The following is a 23,137-nucleotide window of genomic DNA, read 5'->3' on the forward strand; positions in this document are numbered from 1 at the left end:
AAGGATGTATTCCTCTTGGGAAGCCCCATCCCTTGATTTAGGGTAGCATCCTCCGCACCCATGTAAAGTCTTACTCTTGGGTCTACGGGGATTGGCTGGCTGTTACTGAGACGACCATGTCTATAGGGGTAAATGATCAAGTGACTCAGGCATCCGGAGATGGCTCACCGACCTCAGTTCAAACTCTGGCTCTGTTGAACCGAAATATTCAATAGTAAAAAATTCAATCCTTCGTTCTAAGAAAAGGAATTGCTAATAGGCAATATCTGGTACATTATCTTTTTGATTATTTTTGTCTTGACATCCGAGCCACTATAAATAAAGGCCAGTCACCGAAGTATATGATCGATGAAAACCACCTGCCGATCATATCAAAAGAAATATTCGAAAAGGTTCAGGATGAGAAGGAACGCAGAGCGTTACTCAAGGGGAATTTGGTTGGCGATAGGAACAAATATAGCAGCAAATATCATTTTAGCCCTAAAGTGTTTTGTGGCAACTGCGGGAACATTTTTAAAAGACGACAGTGGAACAGCACGAATACTTCAAAGAAAGTTGTATGACAATGTAAAACCTATATAATGGATGGCAAGGACGCGTGTGGGGCCAAGGCAGTCGATGAGAATGTACTGATGAATGCCTTTGTGAAGATGTTTAATGGAATCTATGAAAACAGGCAGAGCTTTATAAAGACGATGACAGCGAATATTGAAATGGTTATTTTACAAAGGCCAGATATTGGAGAGACCGAAGCTTTGGATAAACGGATTGAAGAATTGAAAAATGAGTTAAAGAGGCTCATTCGGTTTCAGGTGCATAATAACGCCGATTCTGAGGTCTATAACGAGGAGTACAAAAGCATATCTGGAGAGCTGGAGGAAGTACGAAAGAAAAGGTTGGAGCATGATAAGGTAAATGAATCGAAGGATGGGTTGAAGCAAAGGTATGATGAAATCCTTGAGACAATGAACAGCAGGGATTCACTGCTACAAGACTTTGATGAACAAATATTTAATGCGTTGGTTGAGAAAATAGAAGTTCTCACACCAACGCATTTTGTTTTTGAATTGAAGAGTGGAATGAGGGTGGAGGAAATACAGGATCGCGTGTAGGTTTTTGAGCGAGCTAAATTTACCCCTATTCAATGGGGTAATGACTACTTCCCATTCAGATCAGTCATCATAATTTTTATTTCTCCCTCGGCAGCAATCTGTCCGTCTACACTTGCTGTCACCTTTGCTTTAATCAAACCATGCTTTGAAACACTGCTCTTCTCAGCTTAAATCAGTATAGTAACCAGTGTAAGAATCGTCTTACAAGCACAAATAAGTGGTTCTATAAGACCGCACGCTAATCATTGTTTTAGCTACTCGTTAAATGTGTGATGATTCAGTCAATGTCTTCCTCCTCAACTAATGACCAAGGAACAAAAGGAACGTATCGTAATGGTTCGCTCTCATCTGGAATTCGTCCAACGGTCCATTGCCAAGCTGGATGAGAAACTTGATAAGATGGTTGCTCCTTATGAGAGTGCCATTACTCTGCTTTGTACCATTCCCGGAGTTGACAGAACTTCTGCTATCACCATCATCTCCGAGATTGGCAACGATATGTCTCAGTTTGCCAATTCCAAGCGTTTATGCTGCTGGGCGGGACTAACGCCTGGCAACAATGAATCCGCCGGTAAGAAAAAATCTGTTCGTATAACACGTGCTGGTGTCTACCTCAAACCTGCATTGGTACAAGTTCCCCATGCAGCCGTGAAATCGAACATCTCTCCTTACTACAGAGTCAAGTATGAACGCATTAGTAAAAGAAGAGGCAAAAAAAGAGCAACAATCGGCGTATTCGGGTGTTCTTTCATGAAGAGACGAAAGTCTTCATATGTCGGGGCAATGCATCGTCCCTATCCTCCATAAACCTGTTTCAACGATGTGGAGGCTTCTTCCGAAAAGACCCGGATATATGCTTCAATGTCGCTTAAGTGCTGACATATCATTTCATTCTGTATCCCTGACGGCGCATACACCGTATAAATTGCCTGACGTGTCTGCGCGGTTATAGCAGTCCGCAGATCGGGTCCCCTTAGAATGCTGGAGATAACCGCTTCCTGATCCGCGAGCATAATATCTCCCGATATTGTTGCCACATCTTTGCCGCTTAGAGCCGTGTAGCTTTCATTACCAGCAGGGGCTTTCAGGCACAGGGGAACCCTTATTTTTTCAAAGTCGTGTCCGGCCGTCAGGAGCATATTCTTAAGCTCTGCCATGAACATTGCTTCCACCAAGGGCAATCCGCCCGGTATGGACTTTCCCTGAATCATCGATTCCAGCTGAGGCAGCACGTGATAGGTGTATCCGAATCTCTTGTAATACGAAACATAAGTGTCCATGGGATGAAAGGCTTCCAGCTCTTTCCGAGCAGCATTCCCGAAGTTCCCTCTGATCCCGTTTTCAAGTTCAAGTTTCATTGAATTGAGTTTATCGGAGCGAGTGTTCCATACATTCTTCATGATCAGGACGCCCAATGAACAATCCTTAGCCTTGTCGTCCAGTTCATTTTGCAAAACAAACATTATTCCGTCACCTGTTCCTTTTCTTTGATTTTCGCACTTTGCAATATCGGCTTTTTGAAAATACCATTGCCGCTCCCTATCAGCACCATGCCGATAATAATCAGAATACCGCCTGACCATTGAGGCCATCTGATATTTTCTTCCAGTACAAGCACAGACAACACCATAGATGTAAAAGGCATCATACCCGAGAAAGCAGCGGCTGAAAACGCGCTGCAACGTTTTATTCCGGTATACCAGAATATAAACGCCAGCGCCGTCACAAACAAACCGTACCAAAAGAGTGCCAGCCATTCCTTGACACCAATCCCGGCCAATAGCGGCACAGGATTTTCAAACATTGCTGGAATCAGGCAAAACAGCAGAGCAATTGCCGACACGATCGTTGTCTGAACCGTTGGATGAACCGCATACCTCTCACCGGATGCTATTTTTACGGCGAAAATGCGCGAAAAAATGTTAAACAGTGATTCACATGCCGCGGCGCAAAGCACCAGCGTATTTCCAAAAAAATGTTCAATGGAAAAACCGTTTCCTGACGTCAGAAGTCCCTGTATCAGCAAAATCCCACCTACGGTGCTGAGCATGCCGATAAGCTTTTTCCCGCTTGCCGGTTCCTTCAATACGGACATTGCGAGAAGCGCCGTAATGGCCGGCGTTGCACCTGTCAGGATTCCTGCTTCTCCGGCGCTTGTATGCATAAGGCCGTTTAATAGAAACATACGGAATAAAAACATGCCGCACAGAGCCTGAATTGATAGGAAAAAAAAGTCCTTTACAGACAGCGCCTGAATAGCTTCAACAAGCTTTTTCCAACAAATCGGTATTAAGAACAGAAGGGCAAAGAACAGGCTCACTGCGGTGATCGTAAACGTCCCCAGCTTGCTTGAAACGAACCGCGCCGATATGACGCTGGTGCCCGCAAGCGTAAAAGCGCAAAATAAATAAACCGATCCTTTCCAATCTTTCAATATCAATACTCCTCAAAAATGTCTTTTCTTTGCCTTATCCGAATGATATAATTTTACTTGACAAACTGGTATTGATAAAGTGCCAGTTTAACACGGATTGTTATAGTCCAGTTGGAGGCAGTATGTGGGGAATAGAGCTAAACAGGCAAAGTGAATTGCCGCTGTGGCGTCAGATATATCAGTCGTTGAGGGAAATGACCATAAGCGGGCAGTTAAAGGCAAGCGAGGTGCTTCCATCCACGCGAGAGTTTGCGAAGGCTCTGGAGGTTTCCCGCAACACCGTCTGCGAAGCATATGAGATGCTGATTGCCGAGGGCTTCGTAATAAGCCGTCAGGGCGCTCCCACACGTGTTGCGGAAGGTCTGTGCGTGGAAAATCCGCCCAGTTCCGCATCGTATGAAAACATTGAGTCCGTGCGGATATTCTCAGCAGACTTCCGTACGGGACGTCCCGATTTGAGACACTTTCCCCGTTTTCTGTGGCAGCAAATGCTTCATAAGGCTTCCGAGGAAATGCCGCTTGAGCAGTATGGCTATACCGGACCGCAGGGGATTCCGGAGCTGCGCAAAGAAATAGTCGCATGGCTTTTCAGAAGCCGCGGCCTTAAGGTAGATCCTCAGGATATCTTCATTACAGCAGGCGCGACCCACGCCTTGCATCTGATTGCCGACCTGCTATGCGGGGAAGGGCGGAAAATCCTGATGGAAGACCCATGCCATACCGGCATGCTACGCACATTCATAAACAAAGGCTGTCCCATTGTTCCCATTCCTGTTGATGAGCATGGAATGCAAACAGACTATTTGACAAACAGGGAAAACGTCTGCGCCGTCTATGTTACGCCGTCCCACCAGTTCCCCCTCGGAGGCATCCTTCCCGCCTCGCGTCGCGCTACGCTCATTCGTTTTGCAAGAGAAAACGAAGTCTATATTGTTGAAGACGATTATGATAGTGAGTTTCGGTATTGTGGCGAGCCCATCGCGCCGCTTTTTGCCATGGACCCGCAGCGCGTGATCTATGTTGGCACCTTCAGCAAGGCGCTTTTCCCTGCGCTCAGGATCGGTTATGTCATCCTGCCTCGGCAGCTTCATAAACGGTGGCGCGATCTGCGCACCCATGCGGATGTGCAAAATCCGCCCTTTGAACAGGCGGCTCTGGCTGGGTTTTTACGCACGCGAAAGTTGGATAGGCATATTCAGAAAATGCGCCGGATCTATGGGGAGCGGCGGCGGGTTTTGCTGGAGTCGTTAACGGAAACATTCGGCAGCGAATGGCGAGCATATGGAGACGCCGCGGGGCTGCATCTTGCCATAGATTTTCCGGGAAGGTATTTTGAGGAGGAGTTCAGAAAAAGTTGCCTTCATAACGGGATTTGTGTAACTCCGGTGGAATACCACTGCATACAAAAAGGTCGGCACCTTAACAAGCTGCTCATCGGATATGGGCACCTGGAACCGGCAGAAATCCGAAACGGGGTTCAATTACTGCATGATTTTATGAAAGAGACCATATAGGTAGCCAATAAGTCGACTGGAATTTTGTACAATTCAAAGTACCGTGTTCAGATTGGTCGAAAAAACAGCATGACATACCGCCCACTTAACATCAGTGGCACAGGATTCACTACTTAAGCATTTGATAAACAAATATTTAATGCGTTGGTTGAGAAAATAGAAATTCTCATACCAACGCATTTTGTTTTTAAGTATTAAAGCAATACGAGCATTTGGGACAAGTCACCTGGAGTGTTCCTTTATTAATAGGAACCCTCATCTTGGCTTGGCATTTCTCGCATTCTATGACCCGATGATCGACTAGCTGTAGAATCCGCGCCTGATCAAAACCGACAACCAATTCATCCCCAATCAGAAATGAAGGTACTCCGTTGACGTTTCGGCGGATTAACTCTGCGCGGGCTTGCTCATCACGGTTGATATCCTTTTCGACAAAATGAATCTTATGCTGCGAAAGAAACTTCTTCGCTGTAAAACAATGCGGTCAGGTTTGTGTAGTGAACATTATGACGTTTTTCATAAAAACATACTCCTTTCCCATATGCGTCACATTACTGCATAAGGCTAATACCCATATGGGGTATGAGCAAATTATAAATCGAGTTCCCTTGTTTGTCAATTAGTCGTTTTGGCATAAAAACCGCGTATCCCCTTAGTCTCTCATAGTCGGGCAAACCCAGCTATGAGAGACTAAGGGGATACGACCTTGGGGAAGATTCCAAAAGAAGATTCAAGGAGCATTAAAATCTTACAATTTATTGATACAGAATAGTAACTGTACTTCCATCTGTTGTTGTTTCAACAGTTGGTGAGTAAATCCCTGCTGTGTTTTTCACATTAATCTGGAATGTTGCAGGTGCATTAGTAACTGGATCTCCAGAATCTACAAAATGTTTCGCAATATTAGTGTAAGTTCCGTCATTATTATTGACTTCTACAAAACTATCAGGATTGCTACTGTTAATCTTGAAGTTGCTGAGTTTTGTGACGGCCTCATCAGTCGTGAATTTTAAAGTGATCGTATCTCCAATCGTGGCTTTTGTTGGGATCAGTATTATTAGATGAAATCGATACTTTAGATATTCTAGCATATTCAGCTATTATAGTAACTGTACTGATGCCCAAGTTACATTATGATCAGCTTTAAATGGAGCTATTTTTACGGCTATGGTATCACTTTGTCCAACGGTAAGGGTCATTCTCTTTTTTATAATTACTGCAGATACTTTATGAGTTGCACTAGCAGACGAAATACTTTGGGGATGTTTTTGGGTTACCCATGGTGGTGAGCTAGCGCGGGTAAGATTACTTTAGGATCTATGACTTAATTACCGATCGTGGAAGGAAATGAAGAAAAGATGTTGAAAGTATTATGAAGTTAGAGGAACACTATGGGCAGTTTCCTTACCTTACCTGACAATAAGTTAATATACGATATTCCCATGGTTTAGTTTAATTAAACAAAAAGTTGATGGGTTATAATGAGTCCAAGCGTACTATTATTATCTTGGGAGTAATGAAGCGAGGGAAAAAAATGAGTATTTCGCAAAAGGAAATCAATTTTGAAACAGAAAACCTGGGTTTAGATCCGGACATTTTCACTAAAATCTTGGAGTTATATCAGAATAACAGCTATGCACATTTAACGGGTATTAAAATCGTTGCCTTGGGACCTGGCAAATTGATTGCCGAAATGGTCGTAGAAAAACAGAATTCAAATATGGCGGGAACATTACACGGTGGTGCAACTGCGACGCTAGTCGATGTATGTATGGGAATGGCTTGTTTTACAAAGGGGAGCATAGTTGTATCCGGCAACATTAATGTCTCCTATCTAGCGGCCGGAAAAGCAGGCGATAAGATTATTGCTGTTGGGCAGGTCATAAGGGCAGGAAAAACTGCTTTTTTTGCTGAAGCATGTTTGGAGGATGAAAAAGGTAAGATCATTGCCACGGGTACAGGAACCTTTTTCGTTAAAGAGACTTTTGCTGAGCAAAATTAGAGGTCTATGTTCTCTTTGCGCTTCTCAAAGGAAGCTTGATCGAAATCTCGGATAATATAATTGAGGGTCGTTAGCTCAACATCTCCATGGATATCGTTTAGATGGTAAAACCCTGAGTTCGAGCTTATTGTAGATGAACTGGATAGAGCGAACTCAATTATCGTTGATTTTTTGTCAGTAGCTAACCGTAAACAATCAAATTTGAGATATCAGAACTTAAATGAGTTATTGATTAAATTATTTCCATTGCTACAAGCAGATGCTTTAAACCAGGGTAAGAGTATTGTTTTAGATCTTGGGGAAATAGCTAATCTGGAGATTGACTCCAATGAAATTATTCAACTAGTGTTAAACTTGACCCGCAATGGTCTGGAAGCAATGGCCCAAGATGGGTGTCTTAGAATTAAAACATTTGTAGAAAAGCAAACTGTAGTTCTCAGTTTCACGGACGAAGGAACTGGCATTATCACAGAGCATATATCGAAACTTGGGACTCTCTTCTTTACGACTAAGGAAAACGGTTCTGGTCTTGGAATGCCAATTTGACCAATCAGAAATAAAACGTATTACTCGTCATGGAGCGAATGAAGTTAGCAAGGAAGGAACTGTGTCTCATGGCAATTGAACTACGAACCTAGCATATAGTTGCAGTGAATCGTTGATGTGAATCTCGACAACTATGATGGAGGCTTATGTTTGGGTTTGAGAGAGGGCGGTTGCATGAAAAGAACTAGTGATTTAATATATAGGCAAATTATAAAATAGGGGTTATGGAGGCGGCCACTGTGTCAGTACATAAATTTGATCCTGAAAATCGTAAAAAACTTAATAGCAAACAACGTCTGTCAATATTGCCCCCGGCAATGGTTTTAACGGATATTGGGCTTGGATCTCAAACTATTTGGGCCGATATTGGTTGTGGCACGGGTTTTTTTACAATTCCACTTGCTAATGAAGTAAAGCAAGTGTACGCTCTCGATATACGTGCTGAAATGCTAAGTGATCTTAATGAAAGCCTAACTCAACGACAAATCCACAATGTAAAGGTGCTTCAATCGGAAGAAAGTCGTTTCCCCTTACCAGATCAATTAGTTGATGGAATTATAACTTCGCTTGTTTTACACGAAGTGGAACAACCCAGTGAATTTTTTCGTGAATTATATAGAATTCTTCAAACAGGTGGTAGATTGGTGGTAATTGAGTGGGCCAAGGCTTCTACGGAAATGGGACCACCAATTGAACACCGACTTTCTATCCAACAGTTGGATGATTGGGCACTTACAACCGGTTTTGTAAAAACTAAGTCATGGCAATGGTCGGATAATTTTATCGGAATTGAATATAAAAGGGTTGAATAAATTGGCTGATAACAGGGGCTAACCTTTCGAAGGCAGGTGGCGATTTATCCCAAACCTGTCAGAGAAGGGAGGATTCAGATACAGTACCCTCGTGGGGGTTACTGTGATATAAGTAATCCTTTAATTCTCTTGGTCCTGCCAGTACTTCTCTGCCTATGAACAATGTGCCGTCATTCTTTGTTTTGACGTCCCATTTGACAAGTGTAATTTTACCAGATGTAATTTCAATTCCCGTTATACAGCGTGGATGGACACTACTTCCATCGTTAAAATATTGGGGTTTACCTACTTCAGGAAACATAGGCCTATGAGTATGTCCGGCAATAAGCATATGTTTTTCTCGTATTACCCACTCAATAAGTTTTTTTTCAACTGCATCTTTTTTATCATAATTTTTGGCTGTATTAGTAGGGTCTTTTACGCCGAATAACCCAAGTGGCCGCCATAAATACCTAACTAGAAATCTACTGAGCCTCCACATTTCATAATCTAACAAACTTACTTGATGCCCGTGAATCAAGAGAATTTTTTGATCGGTCACCCTATGCCTTAAAACTAGCCCCTCATGAGGTTTTATATTTTCGAATAAAGGGATAGTCTTTTTGTTCTGCTCATCGAAGTATTGGTATAAGTTTTTTTTCACAAATAGTTTGTCTCTCTTTACCATATCATGGTTTCCAAAAATTAAATAAAGTCTACTTTCATTAAAAAATTTTGAAAGAAGCCAAAAAACATGGCTATGTTCGTATATAATTCCAGAAAGTTGTTTATTCTTCCAGAGTTCGTCCCCATCACCAATCTCTATATAAGTATAATTCTCATTATAGTAATGAGTTAACGCAGCAAAATATAGATTTTGGTTCTTTGCAAAATCATCTGCCCAGCTTCCATCACCCCTATGGACGTCACTCATTAAAATAATCTTGGAGGAGTCGTCAAAAGGAATTTCTTCTGCCGTTTCAAAGACTTTAGAAATACGTTCTAACTTATTCATTCTTAGCCCCCTATTAACAGATAGTTTCATATAACACAATATAATCCAGGACATATTCATAAAGAACCTTTTAAAATTCATTACACAAGCGGGAAATGTAATTTAACTTAATATATTGGATATATAGAAAAAGTGCCTTACAGGCACCTTTGACTCTCTGTCCAAAAAGGTCGCTTGATTCGATTTCCAAAGTTTTATCACGAAAATATGAGCAATTAGTCATTTTTCGACCATTTTAAAATATTTTCTTGGTTATAGAGGATTTGAATAATAAGCATAGAACAATTGCAAAGTAGAGATGTTTATAAAGATACAAAACGCCTTTCAATTTGTGCTCTAAAAATATCCTTGGCACTAAAATCTAATCTGAAATAGAAGTATCCCTAGGCCATAAAAATAAACTTCTATTGACTGTCCGTGATATAACGAAAAAAAGACCACAGAGAACTAACTCATACCTATGAGTACGAGTGGATTCCTTAATGGACTATACAAGAGGTCTTACCTATGCCTTCCTGAACACGACGGGAAATTTCCATCGAATCGAGTTCTTCATCTTGTTTTATTAGATCGGTATATATTGAATGATGAAAACGTTTCTAGCTACAAGGTGGATGGCTGATATTAAGACATGGAGTTGTTATTAAGGAAACTAGGGCGGTAAGAATGAAATAAACCGATAGAGCGGGAGTGATCCCCGCTCATTTTGATTACCGCTCTTTTCTGAAAGGCATACGAGGTGCATACTGAACACGGTTTGCGAGATCGGCAGAAGAGTTGATTCCCCTTTTTGATAGGAAACGTTGTATCCCCATCGGCATGCTTTTGATCTGATTAAGAAATTGCGTGTTTTCTCCCACTTCCGGGCTCCCAGCTTCTCCGAGGGTTGTACCTTGATTTAAGGACTTATTTCTTCCTAAAAACATAGCTTCGCCACCTCCTTCTACATACCAATATATTCCATTGCCTTGAGTGTGTGTTTTCATCATCAAAAGGGTGAGGGAGGAACTGGAAAAGGCGAATTGGATGAAATGCTGGAATTTCTGAAGGGGCATATTAAAAAGCCGACTGAGAGTTTATTGACTCTTAGTCGGCTTTTTTAATAATTCATTAACCGAGATGCCTAAATAGATTGGATTAGCCTTTCGCAGCGAACATTTTTTTTGTTGATATCCGTACAGAAAGTGGTTATAATAAGAACATAGGTTCGCATAATATACAAATACATGTACTGCGAGGTAGACGAATGAAAGATATATGCGCTAATTGTACTCGAAAGGCTGATTGCACAGAGGTATGTGAACAGTGGCTAATCGAACATGACAAATGCCCAGTGTGTCAAAATAAACTTATACGTGCTGGAGGATGTACTGAATGCATCACTGGGGATTGGGCGAAGTGCGGTTAGTATAAAGGATAAAGTATTGAATACAGACCTTGGAAAAGATTATGTGGAGGTGTAATAATGCCAAACGTAACAATTATTTGTTATCTTTCCTCTTTATTGTTCTATGGAATGGGGTATTTGAAAATGTTGGTCATTCAGAACGCAGTTACATTTGATACTTATGACTATACTATCTATGTATCTCTGGCAACGGGTTATTTTGTTTTAGCAATTGTATTAGCTGTTATCGGATCTCTTTTCTTCTACGTTAAGAATAAGAAAGAGAACAAAGTTATAAAAATGAATAACATCATCAAATTAAGAGAAGAAGCGGGTAGAAAAATGGATGACAGAAGACGGGCGAGCATATTTGAGGTAAAAGCTCAATTAAGACAGTCTGAGTACAGTCTTGATCTTGATAAGATGATGTCTTCCTAGGAAGCTCTATGCTCGATGACTTCGTGTCTATGGAACTAATTATGAAAAAACATGTCAAATTAAGGCGTGATTATGTTAGAATATAAGAAGTGAAGTAAATCACGAAAGGATTCGGTTTTTGTAAAAGGATACAAGAATGACCATTTGATACTGGTTCCCCGAATTGTGTTCACATCCGGGAATATGTCTGAGGCTTTTACCGGAAGTATTCAATTTGAAACAACGCCCATGGATTAATGTTATTGCAACTGAGCCAGAGGAGATCATTAATACCATTGATAAATGTCCATCCGGGGCCATAAGATACTCCATTCCCGAGGGTTCTAAAATCAAGGAGAATGTTTCAAATGGAGTCGGTAATATTAACTTCGAAAATACAAACTTATCAGTAGTTAAAATAAAAGTTAATGCTAATGGGCCGTTACTAATTGAAGGTCCCACAATAATCATTGATTTCGAAGGGAAACCTTTAAAGGAAGGGAGCAAAATGGCACTATGTCGCTGCGGCCTTTCCGGAAACCGGCACTTCTGTGACGGGGCACATAGTAAGCAATCATGGAAGCCTGATCAAATAGACAAATAACGACGATAAGCCATAGATATGACCTAATTGTTGTTTTAGCCAAACACAATTAGGTCATTTTTTATAATATCCAAAATATGGAATAATTAAGTGAGCTCAAGTGCTTTACTAAGGCTTAGCATCAGCTAAGTTTTCCTTAACGATTAATTTAGGCATACAAACAATTGATAATATGGAATTATACTCCACTTTGTAATATAATAATCTTAGACTTTTATTTTGAGCCTATAATCAGTGTTCCTAGGGACTCCAACCTTCAAAATTTATAGTTCTTTAGGATAGTCCAAATGTAGTACGGTTGAAAGAAGTGATTTTTGTTGGATCCTGACAATTACAAGATCTCTAAACTGACCGGAATGTTTTTGGACAAGAATCTGGAACAACAATTTCAGGAATCCTACTTAAGTCGATCTAAAAATCATCTTCGAAAAACCGCTCTCATAGTAGGGACTCTTTTCTTCTTGTTCTTGATTTATGATTTTTCATCCTATAAAATATTCTCATCTCTTGCAATTATCGTTCTGTGTCGTCTTTCATTTCTGCTATTATCAATGCTGTTTTATTTCAAGCCTGATTATTTTCTGAAGTCCTCTGCTTTTTTAAAGATCACTATCTATGAACTCATACTTGTTATACTCTATTTTGTCATTATTTTTAACTATGAAAGTCCTCACTTTCTAATTCAGGCTTTTGGGCTTAACGTCATTATCTTAGGCTTTTTTATTTTAATACCCAACTTATTGTATTATAAACTTTTTTTGTCTTTCTTAACGTGGACAAGTTTTCTATTAATAACTATAACTTTATATCATCCTCCTTTTAATGAAATGATTTCGGTTTTTTTCTATTTATTACTAGCAATCTTTTTCTGCAGCACATCCACTTATAGTTTAAATAAGTACAAGAGGCTTGATTTTCTTAACAAGTTGTATTTTATGGAGCTTTCCACAAAAGATCCACTTACAAATGCCTATAATCGTTTGAAGTTTAACGAAGCGTTAAGTAGTGAACTTGAGGTAGCTAAGAGGTATGGAAATACCTTTTCTCTGATCATGTTCGACATAGACCATTTTAAACAATTTAATGATCAAAATGGACATAGCTTTGGAGATAAGGTTCTTAAAGCAATTGCCAATCTCGTACAGGAGTCGGTTCGGGAAGTGGATGTCTTTGCTCGTTGGGGTGGTGAGGAGTTTGTAATTCTTTTACCGCAGACTCATTGTCAAGAAGCATCTGCCCTTGCAGAAAGGTTAAGGGCCTTGATTTATAAAGAGTCCTTGAAGAAGGAAATGGATTTAACTTGTAGCTTTGGAGTCACCTCTTTCTTGAGTCAAGATGATCAGGAATTAATCATGGAACGGGTGGACAGGGCCTTATATAAAGCTAAAGAAGGCGGCAGAAATATAGTCGTTACAGAATATAATCTTCAAGTTGTTTCTGCCTAATGTGTCAACTGTGAATCAGTGAATCAGTGAATCAGTGAAAAGAGGATATTGGATGAATACGGAATCCATTTATGGATTGACATTTACCCAACTGGAAGTATGGCTCCTTGAACATGGGCATAAAAGGTTTCGGGCAGTTCAGGTCTGGGATTGGCTTTATAGGAAACAGGTGAGATTTTTCAAGGAAATGATGGATGTAAACAAAGAGTGTCTTCAATTATTAGAAGATCATTTTAGCCTTGAATCCTTACATGAATACTTTAGGCAAGAATCAGCTGATGGAACGATTAAGTTTTTGTATAAATTAAAGGATGAACATCTGATAGAAACGGTCTTGATGAGACATAAATTTGGCTTGTCCGCTTGTGTCACAACCCAAGTAGGATGTAACATGGGGTGTAGTTTTTGTGCAAGTGGGTTATTAACTAAATGTCGAGATTTAACCAGTGGCGAAATTGTCGAGCAGATTATGAAAGTTCAACAATTTCTTAATCACGAGAAATACGAAGAAAAAGTTAGCCACGTGGTGGTCATGGGGATTGGCGAACCCTTAGATAATTTTAAAAATGTCGTCAACTCTTTACAAATTATAAAAGATCACAAAGGACTCGCCATTGGTGCCAGGCATATCACCGTGTCGACGAGTGGTCTAGCTGATAAAATTTATGATTTTGCCAATACTGATTTGCAGGTTAACTTAGCGATTTCGTTACATGCTCCAACAAATGAACTTCGAACTCAGATCATGAAAATTAACCGTGCCTTTCCAATAGAATCATTAATGGAAGCCATTACTTATTATTTAGAAAAATCGAATCGTATGATTACCTTGGAATATATTCTTCTAAAGGATTTGAATGACCAGAGAGAACATGCTCTTCAACTTGCTGAACTAATTGGGGATAAACGAACTCTCGTTAAGGTTAACTTAATTCCCTATAATCCGGTGGAAGAACATCATCACTTTCAAAGAAGTGAGAAGGAATCAATGCGGGCGTTTTATGATACGTTAAAAAAACAAGGGATTAATTGTAGTATCAGGCTTGAACATGGGGCTGATATTGATGCCGCTTGTGGACAATTAAGAAGCAAGCAAATCGAAGAATCCAGACAACATAAGGTATTGGAGATCCAATCAACCTTAGACATGCGGAACGGTTTTCTTGCTTCCGAGTCTAATGGATGATAACATTATGTGGAATCAAGTGTAATTAATTATACTCGAGGAGAAAATATGAAGTATGAAGTTATAAAGAAACAACAAAATAGTAAGATGTGTCTTGTCTGCGGATTGGAAAATGATTTAGGGTTAAAAGCTTCTTTCTACGAATTAGGAAATGATGAACTCGTTGCAATTTTTAAACCTCTGGAAGAACATCAAAGCTATCCAGGTAGGTTGCATGGGGGGATTGCTGGTACCATTTTAGATGAAACTATTGGCAGGGCGATTATGATTAAGGAGGACGATATTTGGGGGGTGACCGTTGAGCTAACGATAAAATTTAAAAAACCTATCCCTTTAAGGGAAGAGTTAAAAGTTATTGGTAGAATTACGAAAGACTCAAGCAGACTGTTCGAAGGGACTGGAGAAATAGTTCTAAAGAACGGAGAGGTAGCCGCGAGCGCTTGGGGTAAATATTTGAAGATGCCAATCCATAAAATTGCTGACTTTAATAAAGATGATCAAGATTGGCAAGTTATTTTGTCACCCGATGAGCCTTTCGAAATCGATATTTAAACGTTGTGGACTAAAAACGATAACCTAGTAAACAAAGAATGGAGAGGTATATTCATGAATAATTTAAAAGGGACTAAAACTGCGGAGAATTTACTTAAATCGTTTGCCGGTGAGTCACAAGCACGAAATCGCTATACCTATTATGCATCTGTAGCAGATAAAGAAGGGTATAAGCAAATCAAAAATATCTTTCTTGAAACTGCAGATAACGAAAAGGAACATGCGAAAAGATTCTACAAATTTTTGCTCTCCGGTCTTCAGGACGAGCTTCCCACAGTCATAGAGATTAACGCTGCTTATCCCGTAGCACAAGGGACAACACTGGATAATCTATTGGCCGCTGCCGCTGGAGAAAATGAAGAGTGGTCTGAACTATACCCGGCATTTTCCAAAATCGCAGAAGAAGAAGGTTTTCCTGAAATTGCTGCAGCATTTACGATGATTTCTTCTGCTGAAAAAAGGCATGAGACAAGATACGCCAAGCTTGCAGAAAACATTAAAAAAGGCCAAGTGTTTGAAAAGGAAGAAAAAAGGCTCTGGAAGTGTGGAAACTGTGGTTATGTTCATGAAGGAATGAGTGCTCCACAGGAGTGTCCGGCATGTATTCATCCCCAAGCTCATTTCGAAGTTTTTGAGGAGACTTATTAAACGTTTCACAAGTTACCCCTTAAGGACGGTTCATCTTTTGTGCATTGTGCATCGATGAACCGTCCATTTATTCTTAATTCAGGGGTTGATGAATTTGCTAAAACCAGAAGATCTACTACGCCAATATTGCCGTGCTCGCCTTAACGAAGAAGCAGTGAATGTGGAGAGAGTTCACTTTTACAAAACAGACAAACGAGTCAATCCCAAGCAAGAGGAACCGTTTTGGTTTTCAATAGGTAAGTTACCTGTTTTGGTATCCGCTCCTCATGCAGTAAGGCATTTTAGGCAAAAGAAGATTAAAATGTCCGATCAATATACCGGTTCTATCGTGTACCTGTTGAGCCAATTGACAGGCTGTCATGCGATCGCAACGACAAAACTATATGGCGGAGATCCCAATATGGACGATCCTTGCCTATATAAGGAAAAAATCTCAGAGATCATACGTCGAGAAAAGGTTAAATTCGTCCTTGATATCCACGGAGCAGCTGGGGACAGGAATTTTGATGTCGATTTTGGCACAGATAGTGGAAGAACTCTGTTAAAGAAGGAAGTAATGTTCCAAACGCTTGAGAGGAACTTTCAAACGTTTGGATTCAGCCAGATCTCTCATGATTACTTTGCCGCTTCAGGACCGAACACGGTAGCCAATTTTGTGGCTCGTGAACTTAAAATTCCTGCCGTGCAAGTGGAAATTAATAAGAAATATAGGGTACCAGCACAAAACTCCCAGGGATTTCATCGGATTATTGGGGCATTTGTTCAAGTTATTACAGAATTGGCGCGCTAGGGAACGTTGATAACAATGATATGATTAATGTCAGTGATCAAGGGTTTTTAATGTAAATTCTTAGAGGAACGGCTATAATAAGACATAAGACGAAAAATTAGGAGGTTGAGGCATGCTTTTAACAACTACACCGTCTATTGAGGGCCGTAAAATTATATCTTATTTAGGTATCATTACAGGGGAAGCAATCATGGGCGCAAATATTATGCGAGATATTTTTGCTAGCATAACGGATGTTATCGGCGGACGTTCAGGAGCTTATGAAGAAAAATTACAAGATGCTCGACGTATTGCTTTACAAGAATTGGAGGAACGTGCTGCACGATTAGGCGCTGATGCTGTGGTGGGTATTGATCTGGATTATGAAGTAATCGGTCAAAGTGGTAGTATGTTAATGGTAAGTGCTTCGGGTACAGCCGTACGATTGGAATAGACTTTTCATACGTTCAATAGGAATAATCAATCCCCCTTGATTTTGGACAAAACGACCAAAATTAAGGGGGTATTCTTATATAATGAACTCGTTCAGTTAAAGTTGAAAGATTGGATAAAGATTGGATAAAGTTTGGATAAAGATTGGATAAAGATTGGATAAAGTTTGGATAAAGAGTATTATTAATTTGACAAGCTAGCATAATTCATGTAAACTAATCTCGTTGAGAGGGAGTAGTTGAATTACAAAGGCAACATACCCGGTGGGGAAACTCACCTGACTTTGTAAACCGTAGAGGTAACGAGACTTTTGACATGGCCTAATTTAGGCTATGTCAAAAGTCTTTTTGTTTACCACCACGGTGTATTAAATGGTTAAAAACAAAAAGTAAGGAGTGGTTATTTCGCTGATACTACTATTATGGTAAATGGATTTTAAACTTTGATTAAGTAAAAGGAGGATATAAACGTGGAATATTTCCAAAAAGAAGCTGAAGACGTCATCTTAGAATTAAAAAGTAATGAAGAGATGGGACTAACCACTTCAGAAGCTGAAGCGAGGACCTTACGCTATGGTAAAAATGTTTTTACCCCCAAAGAGAAGGGAAGTATTTTTGCTAAGATATTCGATAGTCTCAAGGAACCCTTAATCATTATTCTGTTAATCTCCGGGTTAATATCTCTGGCGATGGGTCATATCCCGGACGGGATCGGTATCTTTGTCGCCGTCTTAATAGCCACTTCGATTGCCGTGATACAAGAGGGTAAATCGGATAAAGCCTTTGAAGCATTATCAAAGCTCAGTGAAGATGTTCAAGTGAAAGTGATACGAGAGAGTAAAATTGCCTATCTTTCACAAAGTGATCTTACAGTGGGGGATATCATTCACTTGGAAACAGGGGATAAAGTTCCTGCCGATGCCAGGGTCATACATTCTTCGAATCTTGGGATTGATGAATCGATGCTTACTGGCGAAGCTGAAGGAGTATCTAAACAATCTGGTAAAATTGACCGAGAAGATTGTCCTTTAGCAGAACGAAAAAACATGCTATATTCTGGGACTATGGTGACCGAAGGACGGGTAATAGCGATTGTCACTGCTATTGGGGATCAAACCGAGATGGGTAAAATCGCCAACGAGCTCAAAGAAGAAATCACGTCGGAGACTCCTCTTCAACAAAAACTAGCGGACCTTGGTAAGAGAATTTCCATTATCGGATCCATTGCAGCTGCTGGTATTTTCCTTTTCGAATTATTTACTATGTATAGACAAGGTATCCTCGTGTTTGATAATATCGGTGCCGCTCTTCCAGGAATTAAAGACGCCTTTGTTACCTCTGTAGCGCTCATTGTTGCGGCCGTGCCGGAAGGATTGCCGACCATGGTGGCCATCACCCTAGCCTTCAATATGCAGAAAATGGCTAAGAACAATGCCTTGGTTCGCAAATTGATTGCCTGTGAAACAATTGGTTCGGTCAATGTCATATGTTCCGATAAAACAGGAACTTTGACAGAAAACAGGATGACCGTTGTTGATGTTTGGTGTGATGGGAAAAATGTCCCTGTCGATAAACTACACTGTGATGAAATGCTTCAGAACTTCTGTGTCAACTCGACAGCAGATATTACAAAAAAAGATGATAAATTCGAATTCTTGGGTAACCCGACGGAGTGTTCTTTGCTGGTCTGCGCGGATAAGAATAATATAAACTATCTGCATTATCGCAAAGAGTTTGGTGAGCCAATTTCTGAATTCAATTTCACGTCAGCTCGAAAAATGATGTCAACTGCTTATCAGACGGAAAAAGGCTTTAGACTTTATACAAAAGGTTCACCTGAAAAGGTTCTAACTATTTGTAACAGAATTCTTTATAATGGTTCGATTGTCCCGATGACCCAAGAGCATATTGATGAGATTGAAGCGAGTATACTTTCCCTCCAGAATAATGCTCGACGTGTGTTAGCGTTTGCGTTTAATGACTTCGCGCAGGAACCACAGTGGGAGGATATCTACAACATTGAGAAAGACCTAGTGTTTACAGGCTTTATCGGGATTGAAGATCCTTTGCGTTCGGATGTCAAACAAGCGATTGATCAATGTCGTCGTGCAGGAATCACGGTTAAAATTTTAACCGGAGACAATATCAATACGGCTAGAGCCATTGCTAAGCAACTTGGAATTATTAAGAAGGATTCCCTAGTGCTTGAAGTGACAGATATTGAAAACATGAGTGATCAGGAGTTAAAGAGCAAGCTCCCGAAGATCGTGGTTATCGCCCGTTCAAATCCTACCGCGAAAATGAGAGTTGTCAAACTCCTAAAGGAAAACAACGATTCAGTGGTTGTGACGGGGGATGGTATTAATGATGCACCAGCCTTAAAAGCTGCAGATGTCGGAGTTGCCATGGGGATCGCGGGAACGGAAGTTTCTAAGGAAGCTGCAGATATCGTTTTGTTAGATGACTCTTTCTCTACGATCGTCAGTGCCATCAAATGGGGACGCGGAATTTATGAAAACTTCCAACGCTTTATTCAGTTTCAACTTACGGTAAATGTGGTAGCCTTTATCACAGTAATTTTAGCGGAATTAATGGGGTATAAGATGCCCTTTACGACGTTGCAGTTGTTATGGGTCAATATTATTATGGACGGGCCTCCAGCTTTAACGCTAGGCTTAGAACCGCCAAGAGAACATTTGCTGGAAAAACAGCCTATTAGAAGAAATGCATCGATTGTTACCAAAGATATGCTGTTTAAAATTATCTCTAATGGTTTGTTTATTGTGACCGCCTTACTCATGCTTATGAAAACACAAATCGTTGGAGGGACAGAAGCCCAACAATCAACGATCGTATTTACTGCATTTGTCCTGTTCCAACTTTGGAATGCCTTTAATAGTCGAGAATTTGGCGTAGCGAGTATTTTCCCCAATATATATAAAAATAAATTGATGGTAGGAGTCGTCTTTCTGACATTCCTAATCCAGATTCTTGTCACACAGTTTGGAGGACAAGTCTTTAAAACAGTGCCACTGGACATTATGCTGTGGCTGAAGATCATTGGCTACACATTTAGTGTTGTTCTCTTTAGTGAATTTTTGAAACTGTTGATGAGAGGCTTTCGGGGAATGCTTCCTAATTCTCAAAAGGATTAAACATTATCTCTGAAAAGGATAGGGCTAGAGCTTAGTTTATTAGAATTTCTGCCATGATGTTTAGGTGCGCTGTATGGACTAACAAGATTTCGTACAGCGCATTCTTTACTGAAAAATACTTCTTGGGAAAATTGGTTAACTGAATTACTGTAAAGGCCCTTGTAGAATTATGGTATAATAGTTGAAACCCGAGAATGAAGTTCATGTTGACATCATGGAGGGCATTTATGAATAACGATAAGGTTTATTATCTGTCTAAGATTAAATTCCTGGCTGAATTATCATCCCCGGAATTAATGGAAATCGCCAGTGATTTTCAATGGGAGAACTATAATCTGGGTTCCGAAATGATGAGTCAGGGTCAGGAACAGCATTCCTTTTATATTCTGATTAAGGGGAAAGCGGATGTAATCGTTCAAAAAGAAGGAAATCGGACTTGGCGTATTAATACTTTAGTTGCAGGAGATACCTTCGGTGAATTCTCTTTGCTTACTGGTAAATGCGCTGAAAAAACTGTTCTTTGTCAAGAAAAATGTCAGGTTTTAGCTATGGACGCGGAAAGCTTTGCGCGCATGCTCCTGCATTGGCCAAAACTTTATCAAGTTTTTATCGGACAATTAGCAGAGGAACTGAATGAAGCAAACCTCACATTATCAGAAGCCAAATATAAGGAGATTTTACGTTCCTCATTGCAGCTCACCCAATATAAGGATAAATTTTACGGGCTTTGGGGAGGTGCCCGCACGACAAGTGAGGTTGAACGGAAGCTGGAGGAACTTGCTCACCCCAAGGGACATCTGCTTTTAATAGGGGAACGAGGGACTGGTCGCCAAATGATGGCTTGGTACGTCCATCAACGGCAATCCGGCAATTCAGCGCCCTTTGTTGTTGTGGAAGGACGGCGTTTTGACCAGCAATGGAGTGAGTTGATCATAGGGGCCGATGGCAATGAAGATTCTGCAACTTTACCTAGCTCCAATCTTTTCGATATTGTTGAGGGTGGAACGTTGTTTATACGGGAAATAAATCTTATTTCTCCGCATACCCAGCTTAAGTTAGCCGAAGCCTTGGCCGTCTACAAAACTAAATGTTATGTTATTGGATGCTTAAATAAAGAACCTGACGATTTGGGACGAATTATTATTCCTGAACTTCGGGAATGCTTTGCCCATACTTATGAAATATCTCCTTTACGAGAGCGTAAACGAGATATTCCTATTCTAGCACAAGGGTTTCTCGAGAAGCTAGCTCAGAAGAACCAGCGAAATGTCCCTACTATAAATCAGGAAGCGACCAGGTTACTACTTTCTCATGATTTCCTTCAAGGAAATGTATCAGAATTAATTCAAGTCATCGAAAGAGCCTTTCATATTGCGGATCAGGATGTTATAGGGTTAGAACAGATCTTTATTGGTCCGACTTCTCAACAAAACGGTTTTACGCTTAACCTTTTAGCTTGGCCAAGACTGGAAAAAATACTTGTAAGGGGATCACTTATTGGATGGCTACGCCGCGTAGCGGTAGCAGGGTTTTGTGCGCTTGTTTTATTGTTGCTTGTTTCTCCAGAAATTGCGATTAACACAAAAATCTTTGCTTTAGTTTGGGGTTTATGGTGGCCAGCGCTCGCCGTTATTTCCCCTTTTCTAGGCAGACTTTGGTGTACCGTCTGCCCGTTTTCTTCGATTATGGATTTTGTGCAAAAAAGGTGGCACAAGAACCGGCCGATACCAGAGTTCATTATAAAATATGATTATTTTCTGGTTAGTTTTTTGTTTCTCTTTATTTTCTGGGTTGAAGTGGTTACTGGAATGCGTTATAACCCAAGTTATACGGCCATTTTGCTAATTTCTATCCAAGTCACTGCGATTCTCATTGCGATCCTTTTTCCACGTCATACTTGGTGTCGGCATTTTTGTCCTTTGGGAGGATTTATCGGGACTGCATCCATAGGCTCAATGCTGGAAGTTCGAGCGGATGCCGCAGTCTGCCTAAATAAGTGCACTACGTTTGAGTGCTATGTCGGTAAAGGAAAGGTTTCAGGCTGTCCAATGTCCCAGCATCTTCCGTACCTAGACAATAATTTAGACTGTAAATTATGCTTCAACTGTGTGCGAAATTGTCCGAATGGTTCCGTGCATGTCAATTTAAGGCTGGCAGGTCGGGAGGTATGGCATTTAGTCCGCGTTAACCAGGGATATGTTTTCTTTATCGGGGTAATGTTGGCCATCTTAATTCCTCTCAACTATTTTGAACCCCTCCAAAAAGCATGGTCTCCTACTCTCTGGATTGTTTGGTTTAGCCTGCTCTATTGGGGAGCGGGAATAGCTGGGGGTATACTTGCTTGGTTGATCGCGAAACCGTTTAAAACAAAAGCGGCTTCCCTAAGGGTTAAATTGGTATTTGGTTTAACTCCGTTAGTCCTCGCCGGACATATTATGTATCAAGTAGCTTATATTCCGGGAATACGCTCTTTTTTGCTAGGCGGAGGAATTATTACTTCGGACGGTATTTTGCCTTTTTATCTTCCCGCTATAGGACTAGCTCAAGGGATTGCTGCCGCATTCGGCTTAGTGTTGACGCTTATAACTATCGCTATCCTTTTAGTGCGTTCGAAGAAAAAACGAGTATCCGTTTCAAATTAACACGAAATTGGGAAATATCCATAGATGATAAAGGAGTGGTATTATGAGTTTTCTTAAGGAATTTAAGGAGTTTGCTACCAGAGGTAATGTAATGGATCTTGCAATTGGGATCATTATTGGAAGCGCTTTTGGAAAAATTGTATCGTCTCTGGTCGCAGATATTATTATGCCCCCAATTGGTTTAATTGTAGGAGGAATCAAATTTACTGATCTAAAAATAGGTTTAAAAGATGCCGTGTTAGATAGTTCAGGAAAGATTATTACTCAGGCTGTCACCTTAAACATAGGTAACTTTATCCAGGCTGCGTTTGACTTTTTTATCATCTCTGGAGCTGTTTTTTTAATTGTTAAACTTATGAATACACTTAACAGGAGAAAAAAAGAAGCCTCTGTTTCCAAAGGCCCTAGTGAGGAAGTACAGCTTCTTACAGAGATTCGGGATCTCCTTAAGAAACAGCCATAACTT

The 23,137-nt window shown here is 40.4% G+C and carries 24 protein-coding genes; 18 read left to right on the forward strand and 6 right to left on the reverse strand.

Going from position 1 to position 23,137, the window contains the following annotated elements; all coding sequences use genetic code 11:
- Window positions 1-438: 438 nt before the first annotated feature.
- The 3 genes from UF75_RS30145 (at window position 439) to UF75_RS30155 (ending at window position 1,919) form a co-directional block, all read left to right on the forward strand.
- Window positions 439-582 (forward strand): hypothetical protein, encoded by a 144-nt coding sequence (locus tag UF75_RS30145; RefSeq protein WP_242860255.1) that lies wholly within the window; start codon window positions 439-441, stop codon window positions 580-582.
- Window positions 582-1,112, forward strand: a complete 531-nt coding sequence (locus UF75_RS30150) for a hypothetical protein (RefSeq protein WP_052693308.1) — start codon at window positions 582-584, stop codon at window positions 1,110-1,112. The genes UF75_RS30145 and UF75_RS30150 overlap by 1 nt, the downstream gene beginning before the upstream one ends.
- Window positions 1,113-1,445: 333 nt before the next feature.
- Window positions 1,446-1,919, forward strand: coding sequence for an IS110 family transposase (locus UF75_RS30155; protein WP_052693310.1), 474 nt, complete (start codon window positions 1,446-1,448; stop codon window positions 1,917-1,919).
- On the opposite strand, the gene UF75_RS15395 is transcribed toward UF75_RS30155, so the two are convergent.
- Complete coding sequence (locus tag UF75_RS15395) at window positions 1,907-2,575, reverse strand: hypothetical protein (protein WP_045575478.1); 669 nt, start codon at window positions 2,573-2,575, stop codon at window positions 1,907-1,909. The genes UF75_RS30155 and UF75_RS15395 overlap by 13 nt on opposite strands.
- Window positions 2,575-3,546 carry a DMT family transporter gene (locus UF75_RS15400; RefSeq protein ID WP_045575479.1) on the reverse strand — a complete coding sequence of 324 codons (972 nt, stop codon included), beginning with the start codon at window positions 3,544-3,546 and terminating at the stop codon, window positions 2,575-2,577. The genes UF75_RS15395 and UF75_RS15400 overlap by 1 nt, the downstream gene beginning before the upstream one ends.
- A 122-nt stretch (window positions 3,547-3,668) precedes the next feature.
- On the opposite strand from UF75_RS15400, the gene UF75_RS15405 reads away from it, so the two are divergent.
- The gene (locus tag UF75_RS15405) at window positions 3,669-5,060 is read left to right on the forward strand and encodes a PLP-dependent aminotransferase family protein (RefSeq protein WP_045575480.1); all 1,392 of its coding nucleotides are present in this window, start codon (window positions 3,669-3,671) and stop codon (window positions 5,058-5,060) included.
- A 187-nt stretch (window positions 5,061-5,247) separates the two neighbouring features.
- On the opposite strand, the gene UF75_RS27235 is transcribed toward UF75_RS15405, so the two are convergent.
- A complete protein-coding gene (locus tag UF75_RS27235) occupies window positions 5,248-5,580 on the reverse strand; it encodes a glutaredoxin family protein (RefSeq protein WP_082075172.1) in 333 nt (110 codons plus the stop codon).
- 235 nt (window positions 5,581-5,815) lie between these two features.
- Window positions 5,816-6,151, reverse strand: a complete 336-nt coding sequence (locus UF75_RS26380; RefSeq protein WP_052693313.1) for a hypothetical protein — start codon at window positions 6,149-6,151, stop codon at window positions 5,816-5,818.
- Window positions 6,152-6,594: 443 nt separating this feature from the next.
- On the opposite strand from UF75_RS26380, the gene UF75_RS15415 reads away from it, so the two are divergent.
- The 3 genes from UF75_RS15415 (at window position 6,595) to UF75_RS15425 (ending at window position 8,420) form a co-directional block, all read left to right on the forward strand.
- Entirely contained in the window at window positions 6,595-7,062 is a 468-nt protein-coding gene (locus tag UF75_RS15415) for a PaaI family thioesterase (protein ID WP_045575481.1), read from the forward strand.
- A 228-nt stretch (window positions 7,063-7,290) separates the two neighbouring features.
- Window positions 7,291-7,608: an ATP-binding protein gene (locus tag UF75_RS15420; RefSeq protein WP_052693316.1), complete on the forward strand. Its 318-nt coding sequence runs from the start codon at window positions 7,291-7,293 to the stop codon at window positions 7,606-7,608.
- 239 nt (window positions 7,609-7,847) lie between these two features.
- Window positions 7,848-8,420 (forward strand): class I SAM-dependent methyltransferase, encoded by a 573-nt coding sequence (locus tag UF75_RS15425; protein ID WP_052693318.1) that lies wholly within the window; start codon window positions 7,848-7,850, stop codon window positions 8,418-8,420.
- Between the two features lie 58 nt (window positions 8,421-8,478).
- On the opposite strand, the gene UF75_RS15430 is transcribed toward UF75_RS15425, so the two are convergent.
- Window positions 8,479-9,414, reverse strand: coding sequence for a metallophosphoesterase (locus UF75_RS15430; RefSeq protein ID WP_045575483.1), 936 nt, complete (start codon window positions 9,412-9,414; stop codon window positions 8,479-8,481).
- A 710-nt stretch (window positions 9,415-10,124) separates the two neighbouring features.
- Entirely contained in the window at window positions 10,125-10,340 is a 216-nt protein-coding gene (locus UF75_RS15435; protein ID WP_045575484.1) for a hypothetical protein, read from the reverse strand.
- A 539-nt stretch (window positions 10,341-10,879) separates the two neighbouring features.
- Between UF75_RS15435 and UF75_RS29170 the strand changes: the two genes are divergently transcribed.
- The 11 genes from UF75_RS29170 to mscL all read left to right on the forward strand — a co-directional run bounded on the left by UF75_RS29170 (window position 10,880) and on the right by mscL (window position 23,134).
- On the forward strand, window positions 10,880-11,239 hold the full coding sequence (locus UF75_RS29170; protein WP_197079424.1) for a hypothetical protein: 360 nt from the start codon (window positions 10,880-10,882) through the stop codon (window positions 11,237-11,239).
- Window positions 11,240-11,402: 163 nt separating this feature from the next.
- The gene (locus tag UF75_RS15445) at window positions 11,403-11,822 is read left to right on the forward strand and encodes a (4Fe-4S)-binding protein (protein WP_348983062.1); all 420 of its coding nucleotides are present in this window, start codon (window positions 11,403-11,405) and stop codon (window positions 11,820-11,822) included.
- Window positions 11,823-12,757: 935 nt separating this feature from the next.
- Window positions 12,758-13,267: a GGDEF domain-containing protein gene (locus UF75_RS29175; RefSeq protein ID WP_197079425.1), complete on the forward strand. Its 510-nt coding sequence runs from the start codon at window positions 12,758-12,760 to the stop codon at window positions 13,265-13,267.
- 52 nt (window positions 13,268-13,319) lie between these two features.
- On the forward strand, window positions 13,320-14,453 hold the full coding sequence (gene rlmN / locus UF75_RS15455) for a 23S rRNA (adenine(2503)-C(2))-methyltransferase RlmN (protein ID WP_082075175.1): 1,134 nt from the start codon (window positions 13,320-13,322) through the stop codon (window positions 14,451-14,453).
- Between the two features lie 48 nt (window positions 14,454-14,501).
- Window positions 14,502-15,005 (forward strand): PaaI family thioesterase, encoded by a 504-nt coding sequence (locus UF75_RS15460; protein ID WP_045575485.1) that lies wholly within the window; start codon window positions 14,502-14,504, stop codon window positions 15,003-15,005.
- 54 nt (window positions 15,006-15,059) lie between these two features.
- Window positions 15,060-15,653 carry a rubrerythrin gene (gene rbr / locus UF75_RS15465; protein WP_045575486.1) on the forward strand — a complete coding sequence of 198 codons (594 nt, stop codon included), beginning with the start codon at window positions 15,060-15,062 and terminating at the stop codon, window positions 15,651-15,653.
- 88 nt (window positions 15,654-15,741) lie between these two features.
- On the forward strand, window positions 15,742-16,443 hold the full coding sequence (locus UF75_RS15470) for a hypothetical protein (RefSeq protein ID WP_045575487.1): 702 nt from the start codon (window positions 15,742-15,744) through the stop codon (window positions 16,441-16,443).
- A gap of 112 nt (window positions 16,444-16,555) precedes the next feature.
- Window positions 16,556-16,876 carry a heavy metal-binding domain-containing protein gene (locus UF75_RS15475; protein ID WP_045575488.1) on the forward strand — a complete coding sequence of 107 codons (321 nt, stop codon included), beginning with the start codon at window positions 16,556-16,558 and terminating at the stop codon, window positions 16,874-16,876.
- A gap of 468 nt (window positions 16,877-17,344) precedes the next feature.
- Entirely contained in the window at window positions 17,345-20,029 is a 2,685-nt protein-coding gene (locus UF75_RS15480) for a calcium-translocating P-type ATPase, PMCA-type (RefSeq protein WP_045575489.1), read from the forward strand.
- 227 nt (window positions 20,030-20,256) lie between these two features.
- Window positions 20,257-22,671, forward strand: a complete 2,415-nt coding sequence (locus UF75_RS15485; protein ID WP_045575490.1) for a cyclic nucleotide-binding domain-containing protein — start codon at window positions 20,257-20,259, stop codon at window positions 22,669-22,671.
- A gap of 43 nt (window positions 22,672-22,714) precedes the next feature.
- On the forward strand, window positions 22,715-23,134 hold the full coding sequence (mscL, locus tag UF75_RS15490) for a large-conductance mechanosensitive channel protein MscL (protein ID WP_045575491.1): 420 nt from the start codon (window positions 22,715-22,717) through the stop codon (window positions 23,132-23,134).
- Window positions 23,135-23,137 lie beyond the last annotated feature (3 nt).

The organism is Desulfosporosinus sp. I2 (genome assembly GCF_000960765.1).
In the GTDB taxonomy this organism is placed as follows: Bacteria; Bacillota; Desulfitobacteriia; order Desulfitobacteriales; family Desulfitobacteriaceae; genus Desulfosporosinus.

What these genes read in the sequence shown, in the direction of transcription:
- UF75_RS15470 (WP_045575487.1), top strand. Translation starts at nt 15,742, where the DNA reads ATGAATTTGCTAAAACCAGAAGATCTACTACGCCAATATTGCCGTGCT.
- UF75_RS30155 (WP_052693310.1), top strand. Translation starts at nt 1,446, where the DNA reads ATGGTTCGCTCTCATCTGGAATTCGTCCAACGGTCCATTGCCAAGCTG.
- UF75_RS15485 (WP_045575490.1), top strand. Translation starts at nt 20,257, where the DNA reads ATGAATAACGATAAGGTTTATTATCTGTCTAAGATTAAATTCCTGGCT.
- mscL (WP_045575491.1), top strand. Translation starts at nt 22,715, where the DNA reads ATGAGTTTTCTTAAGGAATTTAAGGAGTTTGCTACCAGAGGTAATGTA.
- UF75_RS15405 (WP_045575480.1), top strand. Translation starts at nt 3,669, where the DNA reads ATGTGGGGAATAGAGCTAAACAGGCAAAGTGAATTGCCGCTGTGGCGT.
- UF75_RS15395 (WP_045575478.1), bottom strand. Translation starts at nt 2,575, where the DNA reads ATGTTTGTTTTGCAAAATGAACTGGACGACAAGGCTAAGGATTGTTCA.
- UF75_RS29175 (WP_197079425.1), top strand. Translation starts at nt 12,758, where the DNA reads ATGGAGCTTTCCACAAAAGATCCACTTACAAATGCCTATAATCGTTTG.
- UF75_RS30150 (WP_052693308.1), top strand. Translation starts at nt 582, where the DNA reads ATGGATGGCAAGGACGCGTGTGGGGCCAAGGCAGTCGATGAGAATGTA.
- UF75_RS26380 (WP_052693313.1), bottom strand. Translation starts at nt 6,151, where the DNA reads ATGCTAGAATATCTAAAGTATCGATTTCATCTAATAATACTGATCCCA.
- UF75_RS15460 (WP_045575485.1), top strand. Translation starts at nt 14,502, where the DNA reads ATGAAGTATGAAGTTATAAAGAAACAACAAAATAGTAAGATGTGTCTT.
- rbr (WP_045575486.1), top strand. Translation starts at nt 15,060, where the DNA reads ATGAATAATTTAAAAGGGACTAAAACTGCGGAGAATTTACTTAAATCG.
- rlmN (WP_082075175.1), top strand. Translation starts at nt 13,320, where the DNA reads ATGAATACGGAATCCATTTATGGATTGACATTTACCCAACTGGAAGTA.
- UF75_RS15435 (WP_045575484.1), bottom strand. Translation starts at nt 10,340, where the DNA reads ATGTTTTTAGGAAGAAATAAGTCCTTAAATCAAGGTACAACCCTCGGA.
- UF75_RS15415 (WP_045575481.1), top strand. Translation starts at nt 6,595, where the DNA reads ATGAGTATTTCGCAAAAGGAAATCAATTTTGAAACAGAAAACCTGGGT.
- UF75_RS15475 (WP_045575488.1), top strand. Translation starts at nt 16,556, where the DNA reads ATGCTTTTAACAACTACACCGTCTATTGAGGGCCGTAAAATTATATCT.
- UF75_RS29170 (WP_197079424.1), top strand. Translation starts at nt 10,880, where the DNA reads ATGCCAAACGTAACAATTATTTGTTATCTTTCCTCTTTATTGTTCTAT.
- UF75_RS15430 (WP_045575483.1), bottom strand. Translation starts at nt 9,414, where the DNA reads ATGAATAAGTTAGAACGTATTTCTAAAGTCTTTGAAACGGCAGAAGAA.